19 protein-coding genes are annotated in these 20855 nt (G+C 46.8%); 15 read left to right on the forward strand and 4 right to left on the reverse strand.

Annotation, left to right across the window (positions count from 1 at the left end; translation table 11 throughout):
• Positions 1 to 10 precede the first annotated feature (10 nt).
• Positions 11 to 1291: a citrate synthase gene (locus tag LG272_RS06685; RefSeq protein ID WP_404407475.1), complete on the reverse strand. Its 1281-nt coding sequence runs from the start codon at positions 1289 to 1291 to the stop codon at positions 11 to 13.
• 496 nt (positions 1292 to 1787) lie between these two features.
• On the opposite strand from LG272_RS06685, the gene sdhC reads away from it, so the two are divergent.
• From sdhC to LG272_RS06740, 11 genes are all read left to right on the forward strand, one after another.
• A complete protein-coding gene (gene sdhC, locus LG272_RS06690) occupies positions 1788 to 2162 on the forward strand; it encodes a succinate dehydrogenase, cytochrome b556 subunit (RefSeq protein ID WP_126758575.1) in 375 nt (124 codons plus the stop codon).
• Positions 2156 to 2512, forward strand: a complete 357-nt coding sequence (gene sdhD, locus LG272_RS06695; protein WP_126758576.1) for a succinate dehydrogenase, hydrophobic membrane anchor protein — start codon at positions 2156 to 2158, stop codon at positions 2510 to 2512. The genes sdhC and sdhD overlap by 7 nt, the downstream gene beginning before the upstream one ends.
• Complete coding sequence (sdhA, locus tag LG272_RS06700) at positions 2513 to 4279, forward strand: succinate dehydrogenase flavoprotein subunit (protein ID WP_126758577.1); 1767 nt, start codon at positions 2513 to 2515, stop codon at positions 4277 to 4279.
• Positions 4280 to 4294: 15 nt separating this feature from the next.
• Entirely contained in the window at positions 4295 to 5014 is a 720-nt protein-coding gene (locus LG272_RS06705; RefSeq protein ID WP_126758578.1) for a succinate dehydrogenase iron-sulfur subunit, read from the forward strand.
• Positions 5015 to 5115: 101 nt separating this feature from the next.
• Positions 5116 to 7923 carry a 2-oxoglutarate dehydrogenase E1 component gene (gene sucA / locus LG272_RS06710; protein WP_404407478.1) on the forward strand — a complete coding sequence of 936 codons (2808 nt, stop codon included), beginning with the start codon at positions 5116 to 5118 and terminating at the stop codon, positions 7921 to 7923.
• A gap of 13 nt (positions 7924 to 7936) precedes the next feature.
• The gene (gene odhB, locus LG272_RS06715) at positions 7937 to 9508 is read left to right on the forward strand and encodes a 2-oxoglutarate dehydrogenase complex dihydrolipoyllysine-residue succinyltransferase (RefSeq protein ID WP_126758580.1); all 1572 of its coding nucleotides are present in this window, start codon (positions 7937 to 7939) and stop codon (positions 9506 to 9508) included.
• Positions 9509 to 9653: 145 nt separating this feature from the next.
• On the forward strand, positions 9654 to 10820 hold the full coding sequence (gene sucC, locus LG272_RS06720) for an ADP-forming succinate--CoA ligase subunit beta (RefSeq protein WP_126758581.1): 1167 nt from the start codon (positions 9654 to 9656) through the stop codon (positions 10818 to 10820).
• A complete protein-coding gene (sucD, locus tag LG272_RS06725; RefSeq protein WP_404407480.1) occupies positions 10820 to 11692 on the forward strand; it encodes a succinate--CoA ligase subunit alpha in 873 nt (290 codons plus the stop codon). The genes sucC and sucD overlap by 1 nt, the downstream gene beginning before the upstream one ends.
• 84 nt (positions 11693 to 11776) lie before the next feature.
• Positions 11777 to 12637 carry a DMT family transporter gene (locus LG272_RS06730; RefSeq protein ID WP_404407482.1) on the forward strand — a complete coding sequence of 287 codons (861 nt, stop codon included), beginning with the start codon at positions 11777 to 11779 and terminating at the stop codon, positions 12635 to 12637.
• 153 nt (positions 12638 to 12790) lie between these two features.
• On the forward strand, positions 12791 to 13075 hold the full coding sequence (locus LG272_RS06735; RefSeq protein WP_126758584.1) for an excalibur calcium-binding domain-containing protein: 285 nt from the start codon (positions 12791 to 12793) through the stop codon (positions 13073 to 13075).
• 33 nt (positions 13076 to 13108) lie between these two features.
• A complete protein-coding gene (locus tag LG272_RS06740) occupies positions 13109 to 14497 on the forward strand; it encodes a hypothetical protein (protein ID WP_404407484.1) in 1389 nt (462 codons plus the stop codon).
• A gap of 96 nt (positions 14498 to 14593) precedes the next feature.
• On the opposite strand, the gene LG272_RS06745 is transcribed toward LG272_RS06740, so the two are convergent.
• Positions 14594 to 15154: an FMN-dependent NADH-azoreductase gene (locus tag LG272_RS06745; protein WP_126758586.1), complete on the reverse strand. Its 561-nt coding sequence runs from the start codon at positions 15152 to 15154 to the stop codon at positions 14594 to 14596.
• Between the two features lie 146 nt (positions 15155 to 15300).
• On the opposite strand from LG272_RS06745, the gene LG272_RS06750 reads away from it, so the two are divergent.
• The 4 genes from LG272_RS06750 to LG272_RS06765 all read left to right on the forward strand — a co-directional run bounded on the left by LG272_RS06750 (position 15301) and on the right by LG272_RS06765 (position 19370).
• Positions 15301 to 16233, forward strand: coding sequence for a LysR family transcriptional regulator (locus tag LG272_RS06750; protein ID WP_404407486.1), 933 nt, complete (start codon positions 15301 to 15303; stop codon positions 16231 to 16233).
• An 86-nt stretch (positions 16234 to 16319) separates the two neighbouring features.
• Complete coding sequence (locus LG272_RS06755) at positions 16320 to 17546, forward strand: acyl-CoA dehydrogenase family protein (RefSeq protein WP_404407488.1); 1227 nt, start codon at positions 16320 to 16322, stop codon at positions 17544 to 17546.
• Positions 17547 to 18614, forward strand: a complete 1068-nt coding sequence (locus tag LG272_RS06760; RefSeq protein WP_404407490.1) for a phosphotransferase family protein — start codon at positions 17547 to 17549, stop codon at positions 18612 to 18614.
• 3 nt (positions 18615 to 18617) lie between these two features.
• Complete coding sequence (locus LG272_RS06765; RefSeq protein WP_126758590.1) at positions 18618 to 19370, forward strand: SDR family oxidoreductase; 753 nt, start codon at positions 18618 to 18620, stop codon at positions 19368 to 19370.
• On the opposite strand, the gene LG272_RS06770 is transcribed toward LG272_RS06765, so the two are convergent.
• Both LG272_RS06770 and LG272_RS06775 read right to left on the reverse strand, forming a co-directional pair.
• Positions 19367 to 19846, reverse strand: a complete 480-nt coding sequence (locus LG272_RS06770) for a hypothetical protein (protein WP_404407493.1) — start codon at positions 19844 to 19846, stop codon at positions 19367 to 19369. The genes LG272_RS06765 and LG272_RS06770 overlap by 4 nt on opposite strands.
• Entirely contained in the window at positions 19846 to 20769 is a 924-nt protein-coding gene (locus LG272_RS06775) for a pirin family protein (RefSeq protein ID WP_126758592.1), read from the reverse strand. The genes LG272_RS06770 and LG272_RS06775 overlap by 1 nt, the downstream gene beginning before the upstream one ends.
• Positions 20770 to 20855: the final 86 nt, after the last annotated feature.

Raw genomic sequence — 20855 nt, forward strand, 5'->3', positions numbered from 1 at the left:
CACCGAAGCGTTAGCGCTTCAGTGGTTTAAAATCACGCTTTGCTTCACCGGTGTACAACTGACGCGGACGACCGATCTTCTGGTTCTCTTCACCCATCATTTCATGCCAGTGTGAAATCCAACCAACGGTACGTGATAATGCGAAGATAACCGTAAACATGTTGGTAGGAATACCGATAGCTTTCAAGATAATACCTGAATAGAAATCGACGTTCGGATAAAGCTTTTTCTCAACGAAATATGGATCTTCAAGTGCAATACGCTCAAGTTCCATCGCGACGTCTAATAACGGGTCGTTAATGTTCAATTCTTTTAGAACTTCGTGCGCACTTTCACGCATCACGGTTGCACGTGGATCGAAGTTCTTATAAACACGGTGACCAAAGCCCATTAGACGGAACGGATCGTTCTTGTCTTTCGCTTTATCGATGTATTTAGGAATGTTTTTAACGCTACCGATTTCTTTCAGCATACGTAAACATGCTTCGTTGGCACCGCCGTGAGCAGGGCCCCACAACGAGGCAACACCCGCTGCGATACATGCATATGGGTTAGCGCCAGAAGAGCCAGCCAAACGTACCGTTGAAGTTGAAGCATTCTGCTCGTGGTCTGCATGCAAAGTGAAAATCCGATCCATTGCTTTAGCAACAATAGGACTGATTTTGTAGTCTTCTGCTGGCACTGAGAACATCATGTTTAAGAAGTTCTCAGAGTAGCTCAAATCGTTGCGTGGATAGACGAATGGCTGACCAATGCTGAATTTGTAAGCCATTGCCGCAATCGTTGGCATCTTAGCAATTAAGCGATAAGCGCTACGTAAACGTTGCTTCTCGTCATGGATATCAAGATCGTCATGATAGAAAGATGACAATGCACCAGTAACAGCACATAACATGGCCATTGGATGCGCGTCGCGACGGAAACCGTTAAAGAAGTTGTGCAAACCTTGATGCACCATGGTGTGCTTGGTAATGGTTTGCTTGAATTTTGCATACTCTTCTTCGTTCGGTGCTTCACCGTGTAGCAGCATATAACATACTTCGAGATAATCCGCTTGAGTCGCAAGCTGATCAATTGGATATCCGCGATGCAGAAGGATGCCTTTCTCACCATCAATGTAGGTGATTTTAGATTCACATGAGCCAGTTGCTAGGAAACCTGGGTCAAAGGTGAAGAAACCATGCTTGCCTAAAGTACGCACGTCAATTACATCATAGCCGGCTGTACCAGATAGTACTGGCAATTCAATGGATTGGCCGTCAATCTGCAGGGTGGCTTTACGATCAGCCATAAGGAAATCTCCTTGTTTGAGTCTGCTTCATCACTAAAAGGGCGATAGAATTTACTTGATCTTAACTGTGAATGTCAATTTAAACGGCCGTTTAAACCGAATAAATCTGCTGATTCATATCAAGTAAAGGCCAGTAATCTTGAGCAATCTCTCGATTAAAGGTGTTAGTTTAACACGCCATTGTTACGCTACAACGTGACAGTCGGATGACAGCCACGGTAAAAAAATATGAGCGCCAACGTTATACGCTGATCTGGAATTGGGTTGTATGCGACTAAGGTAGAATTGTCATCGAGTGCTGGATTTTATTGGCTTGATCTATTGATAAATAATTTACGTTTTTAAGCGAAAGAAGCCGCTAAGGAATTGTAATTCATAAGCATGGCTTATATACTTTGGCGGCGATCTCACAGGGTCCTCTAAACCATTTCCACGGGACGAGGATGTTTGAAGTTCCGAGCATGTTAACAATGCTTTTCGTAAAGGCACAACAATCGTGAAAAAACAAAGACCTGTAAATTTAGACTTAAACACTATCAGCTTCCCGGCTGCAGCTATTAGCTCCATTCTCCATCGTATCTCTGGCGTGATTATGCTGGTCGGCGTTGGTTTCCTTGTTTGGGCTTTGGCTACCTCTTTGCAATCATCTGAAGGCTTCGAATTGGTGCACGGTTTATTGACCGGTTTTATTGCCAAGTTTATTGCTTGGGGCATCATGACGGCATTGGGCTATCACTTACTTGCTGGCGTTCGCCATATGTTTATGGACATGGGCTATTTTGAAGAACTCGATTCAGGTCGAGTAAGCGCACAGATCGTTTTCGTGTTAGCAATCGTACTTTCAGTACTCGCAGGAGTTTGGTTATGGTAAGAGCAGCTTCAACATTCGGCCGCACCGGTAGCCATGATTTCATCTTGCTCCGTGCGTCAGCTATCATCATGGCGTTGTACACCATCTTTATGGTGAGCTTCCTCGTTTCAGCAGAAGCTATTACGTACGCTACTTGGACCAATTTATTTGCTCACTTGGGAATGAAGATCTTCACCATGTTAGCGTTAACAGCAGTGTTGATTCACGGTTGGATTGGTATCTTCCAAGTGTTGACTGACTACGTTAAAAACACGGGCTTACGAGCTTTTCTTCAATACGCAGTATGTGTCGCATTAATCGTATACTGGTTAGCCGGTTTATTGGTTGTGTGGCCAGTGGAGGGTGTCTAAGTGAGCGTACAAACACTCGAATTTGATGCCGTAGTAATCGGCGCTGGTGGCGCAGGTATGCGCGCTGCCCTACAAATCTCGCAATCAGGCATGACGTGTGCCTTGATGTCAAAAGTATTCCCAACTCGTTCTCATACAGTTTCTGCCCAAGGCGGTATCACCGTAGCGTTAGGTAACGCCCACGATGATAACTGGGAATGGCACATGTTTGATACGGTAAAAGGTTCAGACTACATCGGTGACCAAGATGCCATCGAGTACATGTGTAAGACTGGTCCCGAAGCAATTTTAGAACTTGAGAACATGGGCTTACCATTCTCTCGTTTCGAGAACGGAAAAGTTTATCAGCGTCCATTTGGTGGCCAATCGAAAGCATTCGGTGGCGAGCAAGCGGCACGTACAGCGGCAGCGGCTGACCGTACTGGTCACGCGTTGTTGCACTTGCTGTATCAGCAAAACGTAAAGAACAAAACCACAGTATTTTCTGAGTGGTATGCACTTGATTTAGTAAAAAATGACGAAGGTGCGATTGTTGGTGTCACCACACTGAATATCGAAACCGGCGAAATTTTCTACGTGAAAGCTAAAGCAGTTGTATTAGCAACTGGTGGTGCTGGTCGTATTTATGCATCAACCACCAACGCACACATCAATACCGGTGACGGCGTTGGTATGGCACTACGCGCAGGCGTGCCAGTGCAAGATATGGAAATGTGGCAGTTCCACCCAACCGGTATTGCTGGAGCGGGTACCTTGGTAACTGAAGGTTGCCGTGGTGAAGGTGGTTACCTGTTAAATAAAGATGGTGAGCGCTTCATGGAGCGTTACGCACCAAACGCGAAAGATTTAGCATCACGTGACGTGGTTGCTCGTTCAATGATGACCGAAATTCGCGAAGGTCGCGGCTGCGATGGCCCACTTGGTCCGCATTTGAAACTGAAACTCGATCACCTTGGTCGTGATGTTTTAGAAAGCCGTCTACCTGGTGTCTGTGATTTGGCGAAAACCTTCGCTCACGTTGATCCAGCTGAAGAGCCAATTCCAGTCATTCCAACCTGTCACTACATGATGGGTGGTATTCCGACGGACGTGAATGGTCAAGCGTTACAAATCGATGATAAAGGCAATGCGACGCCAATTCATGGCTTGTTTGCTTGTGGTGAAATTGCTTGTGTATCGGTACACGGTGCAAACCGCCTAGGCGGTAACTCGTTGCTTGATTTGGTGGTATTCGGTCGAGCGACCGGTTTACACCTAGCCGATGCAATGAAATCGCTGGGTGATGCGAAAGAAGCATCACAAGATCAGATCGATGCCGCACTAGCGCGTGTTCGTCGCTGGGAAAACAACAAAGATGGCGAAGACCCAGTACAAATTAAGAAAGATTTGCAGAAGTGCATGCAGCTGAACTTCTCGGTATTCCGTGAAGGTAAAGCGATGGCTGAAGGTTTAGAAGAGCTGAAAAAAATCCGTGAGCGTCTACAGAATGCTCGTTTGGATGATACCAGCAAGGAATTTAACACCCAGCGTATTGAGTGCTTGGAGTTAGATAACTTGATGGAAACAGCTTACTCAACTGCAGTAGCAGCAAACTTCCGAACTGAAAGCCGTGGTGCTCACAGCCGTGCAGACTACCCAGATCGTGATGATGAAAACTGGTTGGTGCACACCGTTTATCGTCCACAAGACGAATCGATTGTGAAGCGCGAAGTGAATATGCAGCCAAAACTGCGTGAAGCATTCCCGCCAAAAGCGCGGACTTACTAAGGTTAGGTGACAACGATGAAGAAGTTGAATATTTCAGTTTATCGTTACAACCCAGACGTTGATAACGCACCGTACATGAAAGACTACACCATTGAGGTGGAGAAGAATCGTGACATGATGGTGCTCGACTTGCTGTTGTTGTTGAAAGAGCAAGATCCAACGTTGGCGTTCCGTCGCTCATGCCGTGAAGGTGTGTGTGGTTCTGACGGTTTGAACATGAACGGCAAAAATGGCTTAGCGTGTATCACGCCATTGTCAGCGCTGAAGGGCGGTGATAAGAAGATTGTGATTCGTCCGTTGCCAGGGTTACCGGTTATCCGTGACTTAATTGTCGACTTGAGTCAGTTCTATACGCAGTACGAGAAAATTAAACCGTATCTTATCAATGATGACAAAACGCCACCGGCGCGTGAGCGTTTGCAATCCGTTGAAGATCGGGCGAAGTTGGACGGTTTGTACGAATGTATCTTATGTGCATGTTGTTCAACCTCATGTCCTTCGTTCTGGTGGAACCCAGATAAGTTTATCGGGCCAGCAGGCTTGTTAAACGCTTATCGTTTCTTAATTGATAGCCGTGATACGGCAACCGAAGAGCGTTTAAACGACCTTGATGATGCATTCAGTGTATTCCGTTGCCACGGTATCATGAACTGCGTCAACGTATGTCCTAAGGGTCTAAACCCAACGAAGGCTATTGGTAACATCAAATCCATGCTATTGAATCGCGCAATTTAATTAAATTGCGCAGATTTGCTATAGTAGTGGCCGAGCTGTATCGAAATAGCCATCCAGCTTGGGTGGCTATTTTTTTATAAAACGAGTGTGAAGGAACAGCGATGCAAGATGGCGTAATGCAAGCCTGGCTAGAATCCTCCCACCTGGCTGGTGGTAACATGGCCTATGTCGAGGAATTGTTCGAGCTATATCTCGACGATCCGACGGCGGTTAGTGATGAGTGGCGCAAATTCTTTGATCAATTACCGCGTGATGGCGCAGGTGTTGATACGAAGCATAGTGCGGTTCGTGAACAATTCCGTTCGCTTGCAAAGAATAAACTCAAGCAAGCCGGTACGGTGACAGCGGGCGCTCCAGATCAAAAGCAAGTGAAGGTACTGCAACTGATCAATGCTTATCGTTTCCGAGGTCATCAGCACGCGAATCTTGACCCGCTCGATTTATGGAAACAAGAGTCCGTTCCAGATTTAGCTTTAGAGCATCACGATTTGTCGAAAGACGATTTCGATAAAGAATTTAATGTGGGTTCGTTGGCTGTTGGTCAAGAGACCATGAAGTTGGGCGAAATCTATGAGGTATTGAACAATATCTACTGCGGGCCGATTGGCGCCGAGTATATGCATATTGTTTCTACCGAAGAGAAACGTTGGATTCAACAGCGTCTTGAAGGCGTTCGTGGTCGTCCAGAATTTGCCAAAGAGCACCAACAACGCATTTTAAAAGAACTGGTTGCTGCAGATGGTCTTGAAAAGTACCTCGGCTCAAAATTCCCAGGCGCTAAGCGATTCTCATTGGAAGGTGGCGATAGCCTGATTCCAATGCTGAAAGCTTTAATTAGCCGCGCCGGTGAGCAAGGCAGTAAAGAAGTCGTGATTGGTATGGCGCACCGTGGTCGTTTGAACGTACTCGTGAACGTGCTCGGTAAAAAGCCACAAGACCTCTTCGACGAGTTCGCTGGCAAGCATACCAATAACAAAGGGTCAGGTGACGTTAAGTACCATTCAGGCTTCTCATCTGACTTTGCGACGCCAGGTGGCGATGTTCACCTTGCGCTAGCTTTTAACCCATCGCATCTAGAAATCGTCAACCCAGTAGTTATGGGCTCTGTACGTGCTCGTATGGACCGCCTAGGTGACAAAACTGGAGCGAAGGTATTACCGATTACCATTCACGGTGACTCGGCAATTGCGGGACAAGGCATTGTTCAAGAAACGTTCAATATGTCGCAAACCCGTGCTTACCAAGTCGGTGGCTCAATTCGCATTGTTGTGAATAACCAAGTTGGTTTCACGACGTCGAAGCGAGAAGATACCCGTTCAACGCAATACTGTACTGATATTGCGAAAATGGTGCAGGCACCGATTTTCCACGTCAACGCTGATGATCCTGAAGCGGTTGTATTCGTGACTCAGCTTGCGCTTGATTTCCGCAACACCTTTAAGCGCGATGTGATGATCGATCTGGTTTGTTATCGCCGTCATGGTCATAACGAAGCTGATGAGCCAAGTGCAACGCAGCCGGTGATGTATACCAAGGTGAAGAAGCATCCGGTTGCTCGCGCAATTTACGCTGAACGCTTGGAGAAGGCCGGGGTGATCGATAGCGAAGCCACCGAAAGCCTAATCAGTGATTATCGCGATGCATTGGATAAAGGCGAAATCGTTGTCGATGAGTGGCGCGAAATGAAGAGTCACTCCTCCGATTGGTCGCCATATATCGGGCAAGAATGGGATGTCGAATACGACGCCAAGATCAGTAAGCAACAAATTGAAAAACTTGGGAAAGCGATGAGCACGGTGCCAAAAGAGCACAAGTTGCATTCACGCGTTCAAAAAGTTTACGAAGAACGAATGAAAATGGCGAAAGGTGATAAACCAGCTGACTGGGGCTTCGCTGAGAATCTCGCTTATGCCACTTTGGTTGATCAAGGTGTTCACATTCGTTTGACCGGCCAAGATAGCGGTCGCGGCACGTTTTTCCATCGTCATGCAGTGCTGCATAATCAGAAAGATGCAAGTACTTACATGCCATTGAATAACATCCGTGATGGCCAAGGCCAGATGGAAATTTATGACTCAGTATTGTCAGAAGCAGCTGTCGTAGCTTTCGAATACGGGTACGCGACCGCAGAACCGAAATCAATGGTGATGTGGGAAGCGCAGTTTGGTGATTTTGCTAACGGTGCGCAGGTAGTCATTGACCAGTTCTTAAGTTCTGGCGAGCAGAAGTGGGGGCGGTTATGCGGCCTTACTCTGTTATTGCCACATGGCTACGAAGGTCAAGGGCCAGAGCACAGTTCTGCGCGCCTTGAGCGGTTCTTGCAGCTGTCAGCTGACCATAACTGGTCAGTGTGTGTTCCAACCACGCCAGCTCAAGTATTTCACATGATTCGTCGTCAGCATTTGCGTCCGGTTCGCCGTCCGTTAATCGTAATGACGCCGAAGTCATTGTTACGTCATCCGTTGGCGGTTTCTGAACTCGATGAGTTAACAACTGGCGTGTTCCAGAATGCGATTGGTGAAATCGATTCTTTGACGCCGAAGAAAGTAAAACGCGTGGTAATCTGTTCGGGTAAAGTCTACTTCGATTTACTCCAAGAGCGCCGCAAGCGTGAGCAGGAGGACGTCGCAATTATTCGTATCGAACAGTTGTATCCGTTCCCTGCTGAAGAAGTCGCTGAAATCATGAAAGATTATCAGCATGTGAAAGATTTTGTTTGGTGTCAGGAAGAGCCGCAAAACCAAGGTGCATGGTATAGCAGTCAGCATCATTTCCGTGCGGCAATTCCGAAGGGCGCAGATTTAACTTACGCGGGACGCGAAGCTTCGGCTGCGCCAGCAGTAGGTTATTTATCTGAGCACAACAAACAGCAACAAAAATTAGTCGATGACGCGCTAACCATTAAATAGGTGACAATTGACCATGGCTATTGATATTAAAGTTCCACAACTCCCTGAATCTGTTGCTGATGCAACAGTGGCTACTTGGCACGTGAAGCCAGGTGACAAAGTATCGCGCGATCAGAATCTGGTCGATATCGAAACCGACAAAGTGGTGTTGGAAGTGGTTGCACCTGCTGATGGCGTAATCGGTGAAATCATTGCTGAAGAAGGCGCTACTGTTGGCGCTGAAGAAGTTATCGGTAAACTCGAAGAAGGCGACGGCGCAGCGGCCGAAAAATCAGATAAAGAATCTGATGATAAGTCGGAAGCAAAAACTGATGACAAGAAAGCCGACAAGAAAGCAGATAAAAAAGCCGACAAATCAGCTGACAAGAAAGCTTCAGGTTCAGGTGAAAAGCTTGAAGTGAAAGTTCCGCAGTTACCAGAATCTGTTGCCGATGCGACAATTGCCACTTGGCATGTAAAAGCGGGCGACGCGGTGACGCGTGACCAGAACTTAGTTGATATTGAAACCGACAAAGTTGTCCTTGAAGTTGTTGCTCCAGCTGACGGCGTGTTGGCGGAAATTAAGCAAGAAGAAGGCGCGACAGTTGGTGCTGATGATGTGATTGGTATCGTCGAAGCCGGTGCTTCAGCAGGTTCAAGCGAGTCAGCAAAAGAAACTTCAAGCGATAGCAAAGAAGAATCTACTGATGAAGGTGATAGCGAAGTAGCAGGTCCAGCGGTACGCCGTATGCTGGCTGAAAATAACTTGAAAGTGTCTGACGTAAAAGGCACTGGTAAAGGCGGTCGTGTCACGAAAGAAGATGTTGAGAAGCATCTGAAAGATGGCGCAGCGAAGAAATCAGAACCAGCGAAGACAGCAAGTGCACCAGCAGCAGCTGCAGGTGACCGCGATCAGAAGCGTGTGCCAATGACGCGCTTGCGTAAAACCATTGCGAAGCGTTTGCTCGAAGCGAAAAACGCGACAGCCATGTTGACCACGTTCAACGAAGTCAACATGAAGCCAATCATGGATTTGCGTTCGAAGTACAAAGACGAATTTGAAAAACGCCACGATACGCGTTTAGGCTTCATGGGCTTCTATGTAAAAGCCGTAACAGAAGCGTTGAAGCGCTTCCCTGAAGTGAACGCCTCAATTGACGGTGACGATATTGTGTATCACAACTACTTTGATATCAGCATCGCGGTATCAACACCACGTGGTTTGGTAACCCCCGTTTTGCGTGACACCGACAAGATGAGCATTGCTGATATCGAAAATGGCATCCGTGACCTTGCAATTAAAGGTCGTGACGGTAAGTTGACCATGGAAGATATGCAAGGTGGTAACTTCACTATCACGAACGGTGGCGTATTCGGATCGCTGTTGTCGACGCCAATTCTGAACCCACCGCAAAGCGCTATCTTGGGTATGCACAAAATTCAAGATCGCCCAATGGCCGTTGACGGTAAAATCGAAATTTTACCAATGATGTACTTAGCGTTGTCGTATGACCATCGCATCATTGACGGTAAAGAATCAGTTGGTTTCTTAGTAACCATCAAAGAGTTGTTAGAAGATCCACAACGTTTGTTGTTGGACCTATAACATAATGCACAGCCGCTGTGTTGCAATTGCGTGTCAATGCGAACAGCGGCTGTATTTTTTCCGTGCGAAACTGTAAAATACGCGCGAATTTTCGGGTAAGCAGCATGACGCTGCTTTTGTTGTTCAAACGAATCGGAAGATCATCATGAACTTGCATGAGTATCAGGCTAAACAACTCTTTAAAGAGTTCGGTTTGCCAGTATCTGAAGGCTATGCAGTAGACACTGCAGACGAAGCCGTTGAAGCTGCCAAAAAAATCGGCGGTGATCGTTGGGTTGTTAAAGCTCAAGTACACGCAGGCGGCCGCGGTAAAGCGGGCGGTGTAAAATTAGTATCTAGTCATGACGAAGTGCGCGCATTTGCGAGCAACTGGTTAGGTAAAAACTTGGTGACTTACCAAACAGACGCAAACGGTCAGCCGGTTGCTAAAATTTTGGTAGAAAGCTTGACTGATATCGCTTCAGAACTGTACTTAGGCGCAGTTGTTGACCGCGCGACACGTAAAATCGTGTTCATGGCGTCAACCGAAGGTGGTGTTGAAATCGAGAAAGTTGCTGAAGAAACACCAGAGAAAATCTTAAAGGCTATCATCGACCCAACCGTTGGTGCACAGCCATACCAAGGTCGTGAGCTTGGTTTCAAACTAGGTTTAAACCCAGAGCAAGTGAAACAATTCACTAAGATCTTCTTGGGCTTAGCGAAAATGTTCGAACAGTATGATTTCGCATTGTTAGAAATCAACCCGTTGGTTATCACTGAGCAGGGCAACCTGCATTGCTTAGACGGTAAAATCAACATCGACAGCAACGCGTTGTATCGTCAGCCTAAAATCCGTGAAATGCACGATCCTTCGCAAGAAGACGAGCGTGAAGCACAAGCAGCTAAGTGGGAACTCAACTACGTAGCGCTTGACGGTAACATCGGCTGTATGGTGAACGGTGCTGGTTTGGCGATGGGTACCATGGACATCGTTAAGCTTGCTGGCGGTCAACCAGCAAACTTCTTGGATGTTGGTGGCGGCGCAACCAAAGAGCGTGTTACTGAAGCATTCAAAATCATCCTGTCTGACAGCGCTGTTAAAGCCGTATTGGTAAACATTTTCGGTGGTATCGTTCGTTGCGACATGATCGCTGAAGGTATCATGGGCGCCGTTGAAGAAGTTGGCGTGAAAGTGCCTGTTGTTGTGCGCCTTGAAGGTAACAACGCAGAATTGGGTCGTCAGAAATTAGCAGAAAGTGGCCTGAACATCATCGCAGCAGAAAGTTTGTCTGACGCTGCTGATAAAGTGGTTGCTGCGGCAGGAGGTCAATAATGTCTATCTTGATCGATAAAAATACCAAAGTTATCTGCCAGGGTTTCACTGGCGGTCAGGGTACTTTCCATTCTGAGCAAGCGATTGCTTACGGTACGCAAATGGTTGGCGGCGTAACCCCAGGTAAAGGCGGTCAAACCCACCTTGGTTTACCAGTATTCAACACCGTACGTGAAGCAGTTGAAGCAACTGGTGCAACTGCATCAGTTATCTATGTACCTGCGCCATTCTGTAAAGACTCAATCATTGAAGCGGCAGACGCTGGTATCGAACTGATTGTATGTATCACTGAAGGTATTCCAACCTTGGATATGCTGTATGTGAAAGAATACTTGACGCACAAAGGCGTGCGTATGATCGGTCCAAACTGCCCAGGTGTTATCACGCCTGACGAATGTAAGATCGGTATCATGCCTGGTCACATTCACAAGGCTGGTAAAGTAGGTATCGTTTCGCGTTCAGGTACGTTGACTTATGAAGCCGTGAAGCAAACGACTGACGAAGGCTTCGGTCAATCAACCTGCGTTGGTATCGGTGGTGACCCAATTCCTGGTTCAAACTTCATCGATATTCTTGAAATGTTCGAGAAAGACCCAGCAACTGAAGCGATCGTGATGATTGGTGAAATTGGTGGTACTGCAGAAGAAGAAGCTGCAGAGTACATCAAGCACAACGTGACTAAGCCAGTTGTTTCTTACATCGCTGGTGTTACTGCTCCTCCAGGTAAGCGTATGGGCCACGCCGGTGCGATTATCTCTGGTGGTAAAGGTACTGCTGACGAGAAGTTTGCTGCTCTTGAAGCGGCCGGCGTTAAAACTGTACGTAGCTTGGCCGATATCGGTAAAGCGTTGCGTGAAAAAACTGGTTGGTAATAGCCTCCAGTTCAGTCATGCTAAAAGCCGCTCAATTGAGCGGCTTTTTTGTATGTATCAGGATAACTTAACGAGCATCTATCAATGAAAACAGCCTTATTTTTTATCATTGCTTTGTTAGCGTTTGCAGGTAACTCAATTATTGCTCGCTATGCATTACTTGATAATTCGATAGATCCTGCATCGTTTATATGGTTGCGCATTGTTAGTGGTGCTGTTGCACTGTGGCTGTTACTCGGCTTTTTGCGCCGGAATTTACGGCGCAACGTGTTGCAAGATGACGCTAATTCAGCGAGGGGCAGTTGGTGGGGAGCCCTAACACTCTCGGTATATGCTATAGCGTTCTCTTATGCCTATGTTGTGCTTGAAACTGGATTTGGCGCCTTGGTGCTATTCGCTGCCGTGCAGTTATCGATGTTTGGAATGAATCTTGTGCAGGGCGCAAGCGTCAAACTACGCGAATGGCTAGGCAGTGCCATAGCATTGATAGGTTTGGGGTATTTAGTCGCACCCACCTTGCAACTACCGGCGTCGTGGGTTTCTGTGGTGTTGATGATTACCGCTGGAACTGCATGGGGATTCTACTCACTGCATGGCAGAGGAAGTGCGGCGCCATTGAGCGATACCACGTATAACTTCACCCGTGCGATAGCCGTGGTTTCGGTAGTTTTAATCTGGTTTATTCCTGATTTAATGGTTTCAACAAAAGGTATCTTACTGGCAATTCTCTCGGGGGCGGTGACTTCGGGTTTAGGTTATGCCGTGTGGTATTTGGTATTACCTCGTATTCAAGTAAGCACAGCAGCGATAGGTCAGCTCAGTGTTCCGTTAATTGCAACCGTTGGGGGAGTGCTCGTTGCTGATGAGAAAATTACGTGGCGACTTTTTATTGCGGCGTGCTTGATTATTGGTGGTATTTTAATCAACGTGGTTCGACGGCGTTGAGGCTTTATACCTATTGTTATGATTGAACTGTGAAATATTAAAAAATAACTATTCTTTTTATAAAATTGTAATATTCAAATCTATTGACTACGATTAGTGCATAACAAATGTGGTGTGAGTGTTATTAAGTCTGTTGTTAACAAGGTACTCCCCATGAAAAAAATAATACTAATTGCTGCGCTAATTCTTGCTGTATGGAATTACTTCGAAGAACAAAAACCTACTCCGGAAAACCGTAGTGGGTTGTTGAGCTATTTTGTTCAGTCGGTACAGGGTACGGTTGTGCAAAAGAAGCCAGAGTTCCAGTGTGATGGGCGCTTATATTGTCCGCAAATGAAATCACGCGCTGAGGCCGAATTCTTTCTCGAATTCTGCCCTGGTACGTATCTTGATGACAATAACAATGGTATTCCGTGTGAAAACGATCCGCGTTTTTAATCAGATGACTGAAACACAGGAACTCGTTAAGTTATGCTCACCACCCTAAAGAATATCATCGTTTCACATTGGCGCGGCGACTATTCTCTAGGCATCGCCTACTGGGTTATCGGCGTTGGATTAACCGTCGCCGTATCCTTTCTTGTTGCACTCACGAATTCATTTGTCAGCACATTTGCGGTGAGTTCCAGTTTATTCGGCAGCATTCTCGTCGTGCTCTGTAGTCTTATAATTCCGTTGACGATTTGGCAACTGGTTGGTATTTGGCGCTCGGCAAAATATCACACGTCGCAAGGTGGTCGACCGCTTTGGGCAAATGTAGTTCGAGTTATGGTGGTACTAGCAGCAATTCGTGCCGTGCTGGATTTTACTGAGATTGGAATACCGCAGTTTCAAGAAGGTGTCGATCTCATGGCAAATGGCGATACCGTGGGTTCGTTCGAACTCCGGGTTCTCAATGAGGGCAAAGAACTTGAGCTGATTGGTTTTATTCCGTTTGGCACAACCAAAAGTATTCGTGAAGTGGTTCGTCAGTATCCGGCAATTGAGGTGATTCATCTTAACTCGAAAGGGGGACGGGTGACTGAAGCGGTACAACTTTACGATTATATTCAGCAGCAACAGTTTGACACCTACGTGGCAAGTGAATGTTCCAGTGCCTGTACGTTGGCGTTTATGGGAGGACGCAATCGATATTTGAGCAAGCGAGGAATTCTCGGTTTTCACAGTGCGTCATTGCCGTCATCAACTGACAATCTTGCTCAACTTAATGATGAATTTAAACGCATATATCGCCGACATGGCGTTTCCGAACAGTTTATTCGTCAAGCGATAGGTATCGATGGCGCTAGTATGTGGTATCCAGGACACCTCGAGTTACTTGCATCTCGAGTCATTGATGAAGTTGTCGCAAGTGATCGTTTTGCCACGAGTAACGCAATACAAGAATTACAGAAAACTTGGCAAGCAGACCATCTGCAGCAGGCACCTGATAACGCGTTAGTAAATTATTGGCAAACCGTTGTTGATAATCTTAATTATTTAAATTTCATCGATTCGCAGCAATGCATACAGTATTTGCATCCGGAATGGTTTGGTCAACCTTTAGCGTTAGAAAAGGTACTACCGACAAACTTATACGGCATGCATCGTCAGGCTATAGAACGCGTCATTGAAGAGACGGATCTGCAACCTGATTATCAAGTGAAATTGGGAAGTATCAGGGTATTGGCGCAAAATATGTTAGACACTATTGCACGTGATTATCCGAATTATCCTGATGTTATCGCAGAGCCTGAGCGATACCGTGATCAACCTAAACTACTGTGCTCAGCTTTAATTACTCTTTACGAAACGGCATTAAGACAAGAAACTATTTCACAACAGGCCGCATTGTTGCGTTATTTAGCTCACACCGATTAGATAGATTGTATAAATCACCAAAAAAAAGCGCACCAAGGGTGGTGCGCTAATCACGACCAATCGGGGGAGGCCGTAGAACCGTCACTCAATTTCTGATTACAACTCAGCGACTGCTTCTTCCGCTGCGGCTAACGCTTGTTGGCGTGGCTCGTCACCGAGGTTGACGCCTTCTGCACGTACCACATGAACATCAGTAATGCCGATAAAGGCTAAGGCATTGCGTAGATAGCTCTCTTGGTGGTCGAGCGCTGCTGCATCGCCCTGGCTGTAAATACCACCGCGACCTGAGGCAATGTATGCAGTTTTTCCTTGCAACAATCCCTGCGGACCTTGCTCGGTATATTTGAACGTCACACCAGCCTTCAATATGCGATCAAGCCAAGCTTTGAGTTGGGTTGGAATAGTGAAGTTGTACATTGGCGCACCAATAACTAAAACATCAGCCGCCTGAACCTCCGCAATCAACTCATCGCTCAGTGGGCTTTCGCTGGCTAATAATGCTTCGGCATCGAGATGAGGTACCGAATTTACCACTAAATCACGATACGTTACGTCAGCTTGTTGCTGTGTGGTTAAGTGGGTAACGATGTCGCGGCTAATTTTGCGACTGACTGACTGTTCAATAAAGATACCTGAGTCAATATGTAAAATTTTCATAGAAACCTCTCAAATTCATGTGCGCTGTGGTTTTTTATTCAATGACGTAAGTCTAATAACGTTCCATTTATGATGGTAGATGGTTATATTGGGAATAAGCGTTCCATAAATGGAACGGAATTGAACAGTTTAATAGGAAGAGGTCGATGGCGATTCCAGACTTAACCAATTACTTAATTTTTGCGCGGGTAGTTGCAGCGGGCAGTATTAGTGCAGGTGCTCGCGAACTCAAAATGCCAAAATCAACAGTGAGCCGTCGTTTGACAGAACTCGAGGAAGAGCAAGGCGTTCGTTTACTTCATCGAAGTACGCGAGGCCTCAAACTGACCGATATTGGGCAAGCGTTCTTAGTACACTGTGAAACATTGGTGGCAGCCGCTGAAGCCGCACAACAAGTTACGCAAATGGTGCAGGAAACGCCAAGAGGTGAAATACACGTTAGCTCGCCTTATGCCATTAGCCAAAGCATGCTAGTTACCTTATTACCTGAGTTTATGGCGTTGTATCCTGAGGTACGGATTAATTTAATGGTGACAAATCGGCCAGTGAATCTCATCGATGAAGGTATTGATGTTGCGTTACGTGTCCGACCTTATATCGAAGATTCCTCATTGATAGCGCGCCCGCTGGCGGATTCCCCAGGCACACTCTATCGCAGTCCCACTCGAGGCGAGGTGGCGCGTATAGAAAAACCTTTGCAGCATCCACTTGATCTTGTGCACTATCCGCACCTGAGTTTGCACTATACCAGCGGTCGGTATCGCTATGATTTAACATCAAAAAGCGGCGAAAAACTAACCGTAAGTTTTCGTCCGCGCTTAATCACCGATGACATGATTGTGTTACGTGAAGCGGCAATTGAAGGCTTAGGCATTGTCTCATTGCCGAACTACCTGTGCGAACAAGCCATCCAAGAAGGCTTACTTGAGCCGGTGCTGCCTGACTGGGCATTGCCTGTTGGTATTATGCATATGGTTTACCCTTACCGTCGCGGCTTGTTGCCGGCCGTCCGGGTGTTTATTGATTTTCTCGCCGAGCGACTTCCCGCTACGGTACAACGATCATTAAATACGATATAAAGGCTTTTATTTTCACGCTGACTCACTACAATCATTCAAACGGTCGTTTAAATAATAATTAAACTCAAAATCAGCAGGGCAGGCTTATGGATTTTACGCCAAGTGAAAAAACTCTCAGTTATCGCAAGCGCTTGATTGCGTTCATGCGAGAACATATTGAACCGATTGAAGCGAATTATCACAAAGAAAATCGCCGCTTAAACCCTGATTCGAATTGGCGGCATTGGCAAGTTGCGCCCATTGTTGAAGAATTAAAAGCGAAAGCTAAGCAAGCTGGGCTGTGGAACTTATTTTTGCCCGATGCCAAATTAGGGGCTGGACTGACGACGCTTGAGTATGCGCCGCTTGCTGAGGTGATGGGCCATAGTTTGCTCGCCCCTGAGATTTTCAATTGTAATGCACCGGATACGGGCAACATGGAAGTGCTGTATCACTTTGGTACCGATGCACAAAAACAGCAGTGGTTAACGCCATTATTGAACGGTGAGATTCGCTCCGTATTTTGTATGACCGAACCTGATGTTGCCTCTTCTGATGCCACAAATATGCAAGCGCGTATTGTCGCTGATGGCGATGAAGTTGTTATCAATGGACGCAAATGGTGGTCGACAGGGCTTGGTCATCCTCATGCTAAGTTTGCCATAGTGATGGGTTTAACCGACGCTGATGCACCAAAGCATCAACGACACTCAATGGTGCTCGTGCCGCTTGATACGGCTGGTGTGACGGTGGAGCGTATGCTTCCTGCATTCGGTGAATATGACGCGCCGTACGGACATGGCGAGGTACTATTTGAAAACGTTCGGGTGCCTAAAGCAAATGTTATCGGTGGTCTTGGCGATGGCTTCAAAATTGCCCAGGGACGATTGGGGCCGGGTCGCATTCACCACTGTATGCGCGCTTTAGGAGCTGCCGAGAAAGCGTTACAACTGTTTATACGTCGAGGGCAGGAACGTATTGGTTTTGGTAAGCCGATACTGCAATTAAATGGTAACCTTGAACGTGTAGCCGATATGCGGATTGCAATTGATCAAGCCCGCTTGTTAACGTTTTACGCAGCGTGGAAAATCGATCAAGTTGGCGCAATGAAAGCGCTCGCTGAAATCTCGGCAATTAAGGTTGCGGCTCCGAATGTATTGCAGCAGGTGGTGGATGAAGCGATTCAAATTTATGGCGGAGCCGGCATGAGCCATGATACGCCGCTTACCGCACTGTTTGCGATGGCTCGGGCATTACGCATCGCTGACGGCCCTGATGCAGTGCATCGTAGCACCATAGCCAAGGTTGAGCTCGCCAAGTATCGGGAGGCCTAAGTGACCGATAACCAGCTAGAAGATCAAGCTACATCAGTGCGCTCTGGCGAAGAATTGCCCGAGCAGCGCTTGAGTGATTGGCTACGAACACAATTGCCAGAACTTTCAGGAGCAATGCGCGTTACGCAATATAGTGGCGGCGCTTCAAATTGGACTTATCGCATACAATTCGATAATGCTGATCTCATATTGCGCCGACCTCCGGCTGGAACCAAAGCCAAGTCGGCTCATGATATGGGCCGCGAATATCGTCTGCAGAAGGCTTTGAAACCAGTATTTCCGTATGTGCCCCAAATGCGATTGTATACCGATGATGCAAGTATTATTGGCGATGAATTTTATGTCATGGATCGGGTTGCTGGGATTATTCCACGCAAGAACATGCCGCGTGAATTAGCTTTAACTGAAGCGCAAACTCGAACCCTATGCTTGAATGCCCTCGATGTACTTATTGAGCTGCATCGAGTTGATATCGAAGCTGCTGGCCTAAGCGATTTAGCCAAGGGCGCTGGTTACACCGAGCGCCAAGTTCATGGTTGGAGCGAACGCTATAAAAAAGCGAAAACTTGGAACGTACCTTCGGGCAAAAAATTGATGCAGTGGTTGGCAGCGAATATGCCCAAACATGAAACGATTTGTATGACCCACAATGATTTTCGCTTTGATAATTTGGTGCTAGATGTCAATGATCCGACCAAGATCATTGGTGTGCTCGATTGGGAGTTGGCGACGTTAGGTAATCCGTTGATGGATTTAGGGAATAGCCTCGCTTATTGGATTCAGGCCGATGATGACCGTATTGCACGCTCGACCCGTCGTCAACCAACGCACTTGCCGGGCATGCTAACGCGCCAAGAAGTTATTGAATATTACTGTGATAAAATGGACGTAGATGTCAAAGATTTCCGTTTTTACGAGGTATTCGGATTATTTCGTTTGAGTGTGATTGCTCAACAAATTTATTTCCGTTACCACCACAAACAAACCCGCAATCCAGCTTTCAAGAATTTTTGGTTCTTAGTGCATTATTTGCACTGGAGAGCTCGCAAACTAATAAAACAAGGATAATTCATGCGCAAAACAATATTGATAACTGGCGCAAGCTCTGGACTGGGCGAGGGCATGGCGCGAGAGTTCGCCAAGTATGGCCGAAATTTAGCATTGTGCGCTCGGCGCACGGAACGCCTTGATGCCTTGAAGCAAGAGTTAGAACAACGCTACCCAGATATTAAAGTAAGCGTGAAGGCGCTAGATGTGAATCAGCATGACGACGTATTTGCTGTATTTAAAGCGTTCAAAGAAGAGTTTGGCAGTATCGATCGGGTGATTGTGAATGCTGGAATGGGTAAAGGGGCATCGCTGGGTACCGGATATTTCTATGCCAATGTGCAAACTGCGCAAACCAACTTCGTGGCGGCATTAGCACAATGTGAGGCAGCGCTCGAGATCTTCCGTGAACAAAATAGCGGGCATTTGGTAACCATAAGTTCCATTAGTGCACTACGCGGAATGCCGCGAGCGATGACTGTTTATGCGGCGACAAAGGCGGGGTTACTGGCGCTTACAGAAGGAATTCGTGCCGACTTAATTAAATCACGCTCGCCGATCAAAGTGAGTGCCATTTTACCCGGATACATTCGCTCTGAAATTAATGAAAAAGTGAAGAATACCCCGTTCATGATTGATACCGAAACTGGCTGTCGTAAGTTAGTTCAAGCGATAGAAAAAGAGCCCGTGCAGGCCTATGTGCCAACTTGGCCATGGGCGCTTATCGGCTTTTTGATGAAGCGTTTACCATTGAAATGGGTCATGAAACTCGGTTAAAGCGGGCACTCTTTTTCTTCGCGTTTGGTGGTGACGCTGATGGTCGCTGGTCGCCCATTTGCGTCATCATACACCACTGAGGATTTGGCGATATTTAAGGCCCCACGACTGTGACCGTGATGAATAACTAATTCGCCATCACGCTGCCACGATATTGTTAAACAGGGGCCTTGTTCAGCGGTCGCAATTCGTAGCCAATCATTCGCTTTGGGTTCAAACAACCATACTTCAAAACCATGCCAGCTATTGCCAGAGTTGCCACGCTGACAATCATAAACGTGAATCTCTGCTGCACCGTCGGCAGTTGCAATGAGCTGCAAAGATTGACAGTTTGCAGCGACCGGCGGATCAGGTTCAAATACCGTGAGTTTATAAATCAATACCGCAGTAAACAGCACGGCAAGCGTTACCCCTGCGGCAAGAAACCATAAGCCAAGGCGGCGAGTTGCTTTACTCACAAAGCTGACAATTCCCATTAGTTACCTTTTTTTGTCTGGTATTGAACAACCTTTCCAAAGCGCTCATGGCCGGCATCCCAATCTTGCTGGGCTTGCTCGACGCGTTGCTGCGACGCACTAACAAAATTCCACCACATTTTTACTGGCTGTTCAAATGCCTCACCACCTAGTACTAAAATCTGGGTATCGGCAGCAAACTCCAGAACCACATGTTGACGATTGCTACCCAGACTTATTAATTGATGCGCGCGAGTGGTTTTCTCAAGCGTTTCGAGTTGCCCACTAACAACGTAGATGCCGTATTCAAAATCACGATCAAGATGTAACTCGACAGCGGTTGTACGTGGTGTCTGCAATAACATCGCCATACTTGGACTAAAGCTTAGTGCCGGACTATTCCAGCGGCGCTGCTCGGTCGCATAAGTTCCGCATATAAGCGTAGCGGTGCAATCGCCGAGACTAAACTTTGGCACCTGTTGATAATGATCGAAGCGCGGTTCTGTTTGTTCATGCTCAGGCGGAAGTGCTCGCCACAGTTGTAATCCATGTAACGGTTGATCAGGATCGTTATCGGCCACTTCAGCATGGGTAATGCCTCGTCCAGCTGTCATTAAATTTAACTGACCGCTGCGTAAAGACTGTTCATAACCTAAACTATCTTGATGGAGAAGTTGCCCAGACAGCAACCACGTGATGGTCTGCAAGCCAATATGTGGGTGTGGCGGAACATCAAACTGGCGGTAATTGGCTGGTGCAACTGGACCAAAGTGGTCTAAGAAGCACCACGGTCCAATCATTCGAATAGCGCGTTGTGGCAGAATACGGTGAACCGTTAAATGGGGCGTTAACTGTCGCTGCAATGATCCGTAGACGCTGGCATCATGTTGTAAATGCTCTGATTCGCAGGTTTCAAGTTGAGTTTCTTGCGGGGCTCTGGTCATAGCTGCCTCATCATAATTGTTACTAAAAACAGTATGGCACTCGCCCCGACAATAGTCGAATATAATGCTTGAAGTCTTTCGCCGAG

Origin of the sequence: Pseudidiomarina marina, assembly GCF_044807045.1 — a bacterium.
Taxonomy (GTDB): Bacteria; Pseudomonadota; Gammaproteobacteria; order Enterobacterales; family Alteromonadaceae; genus Pseudidiomarina; species Pseudidiomarina marina.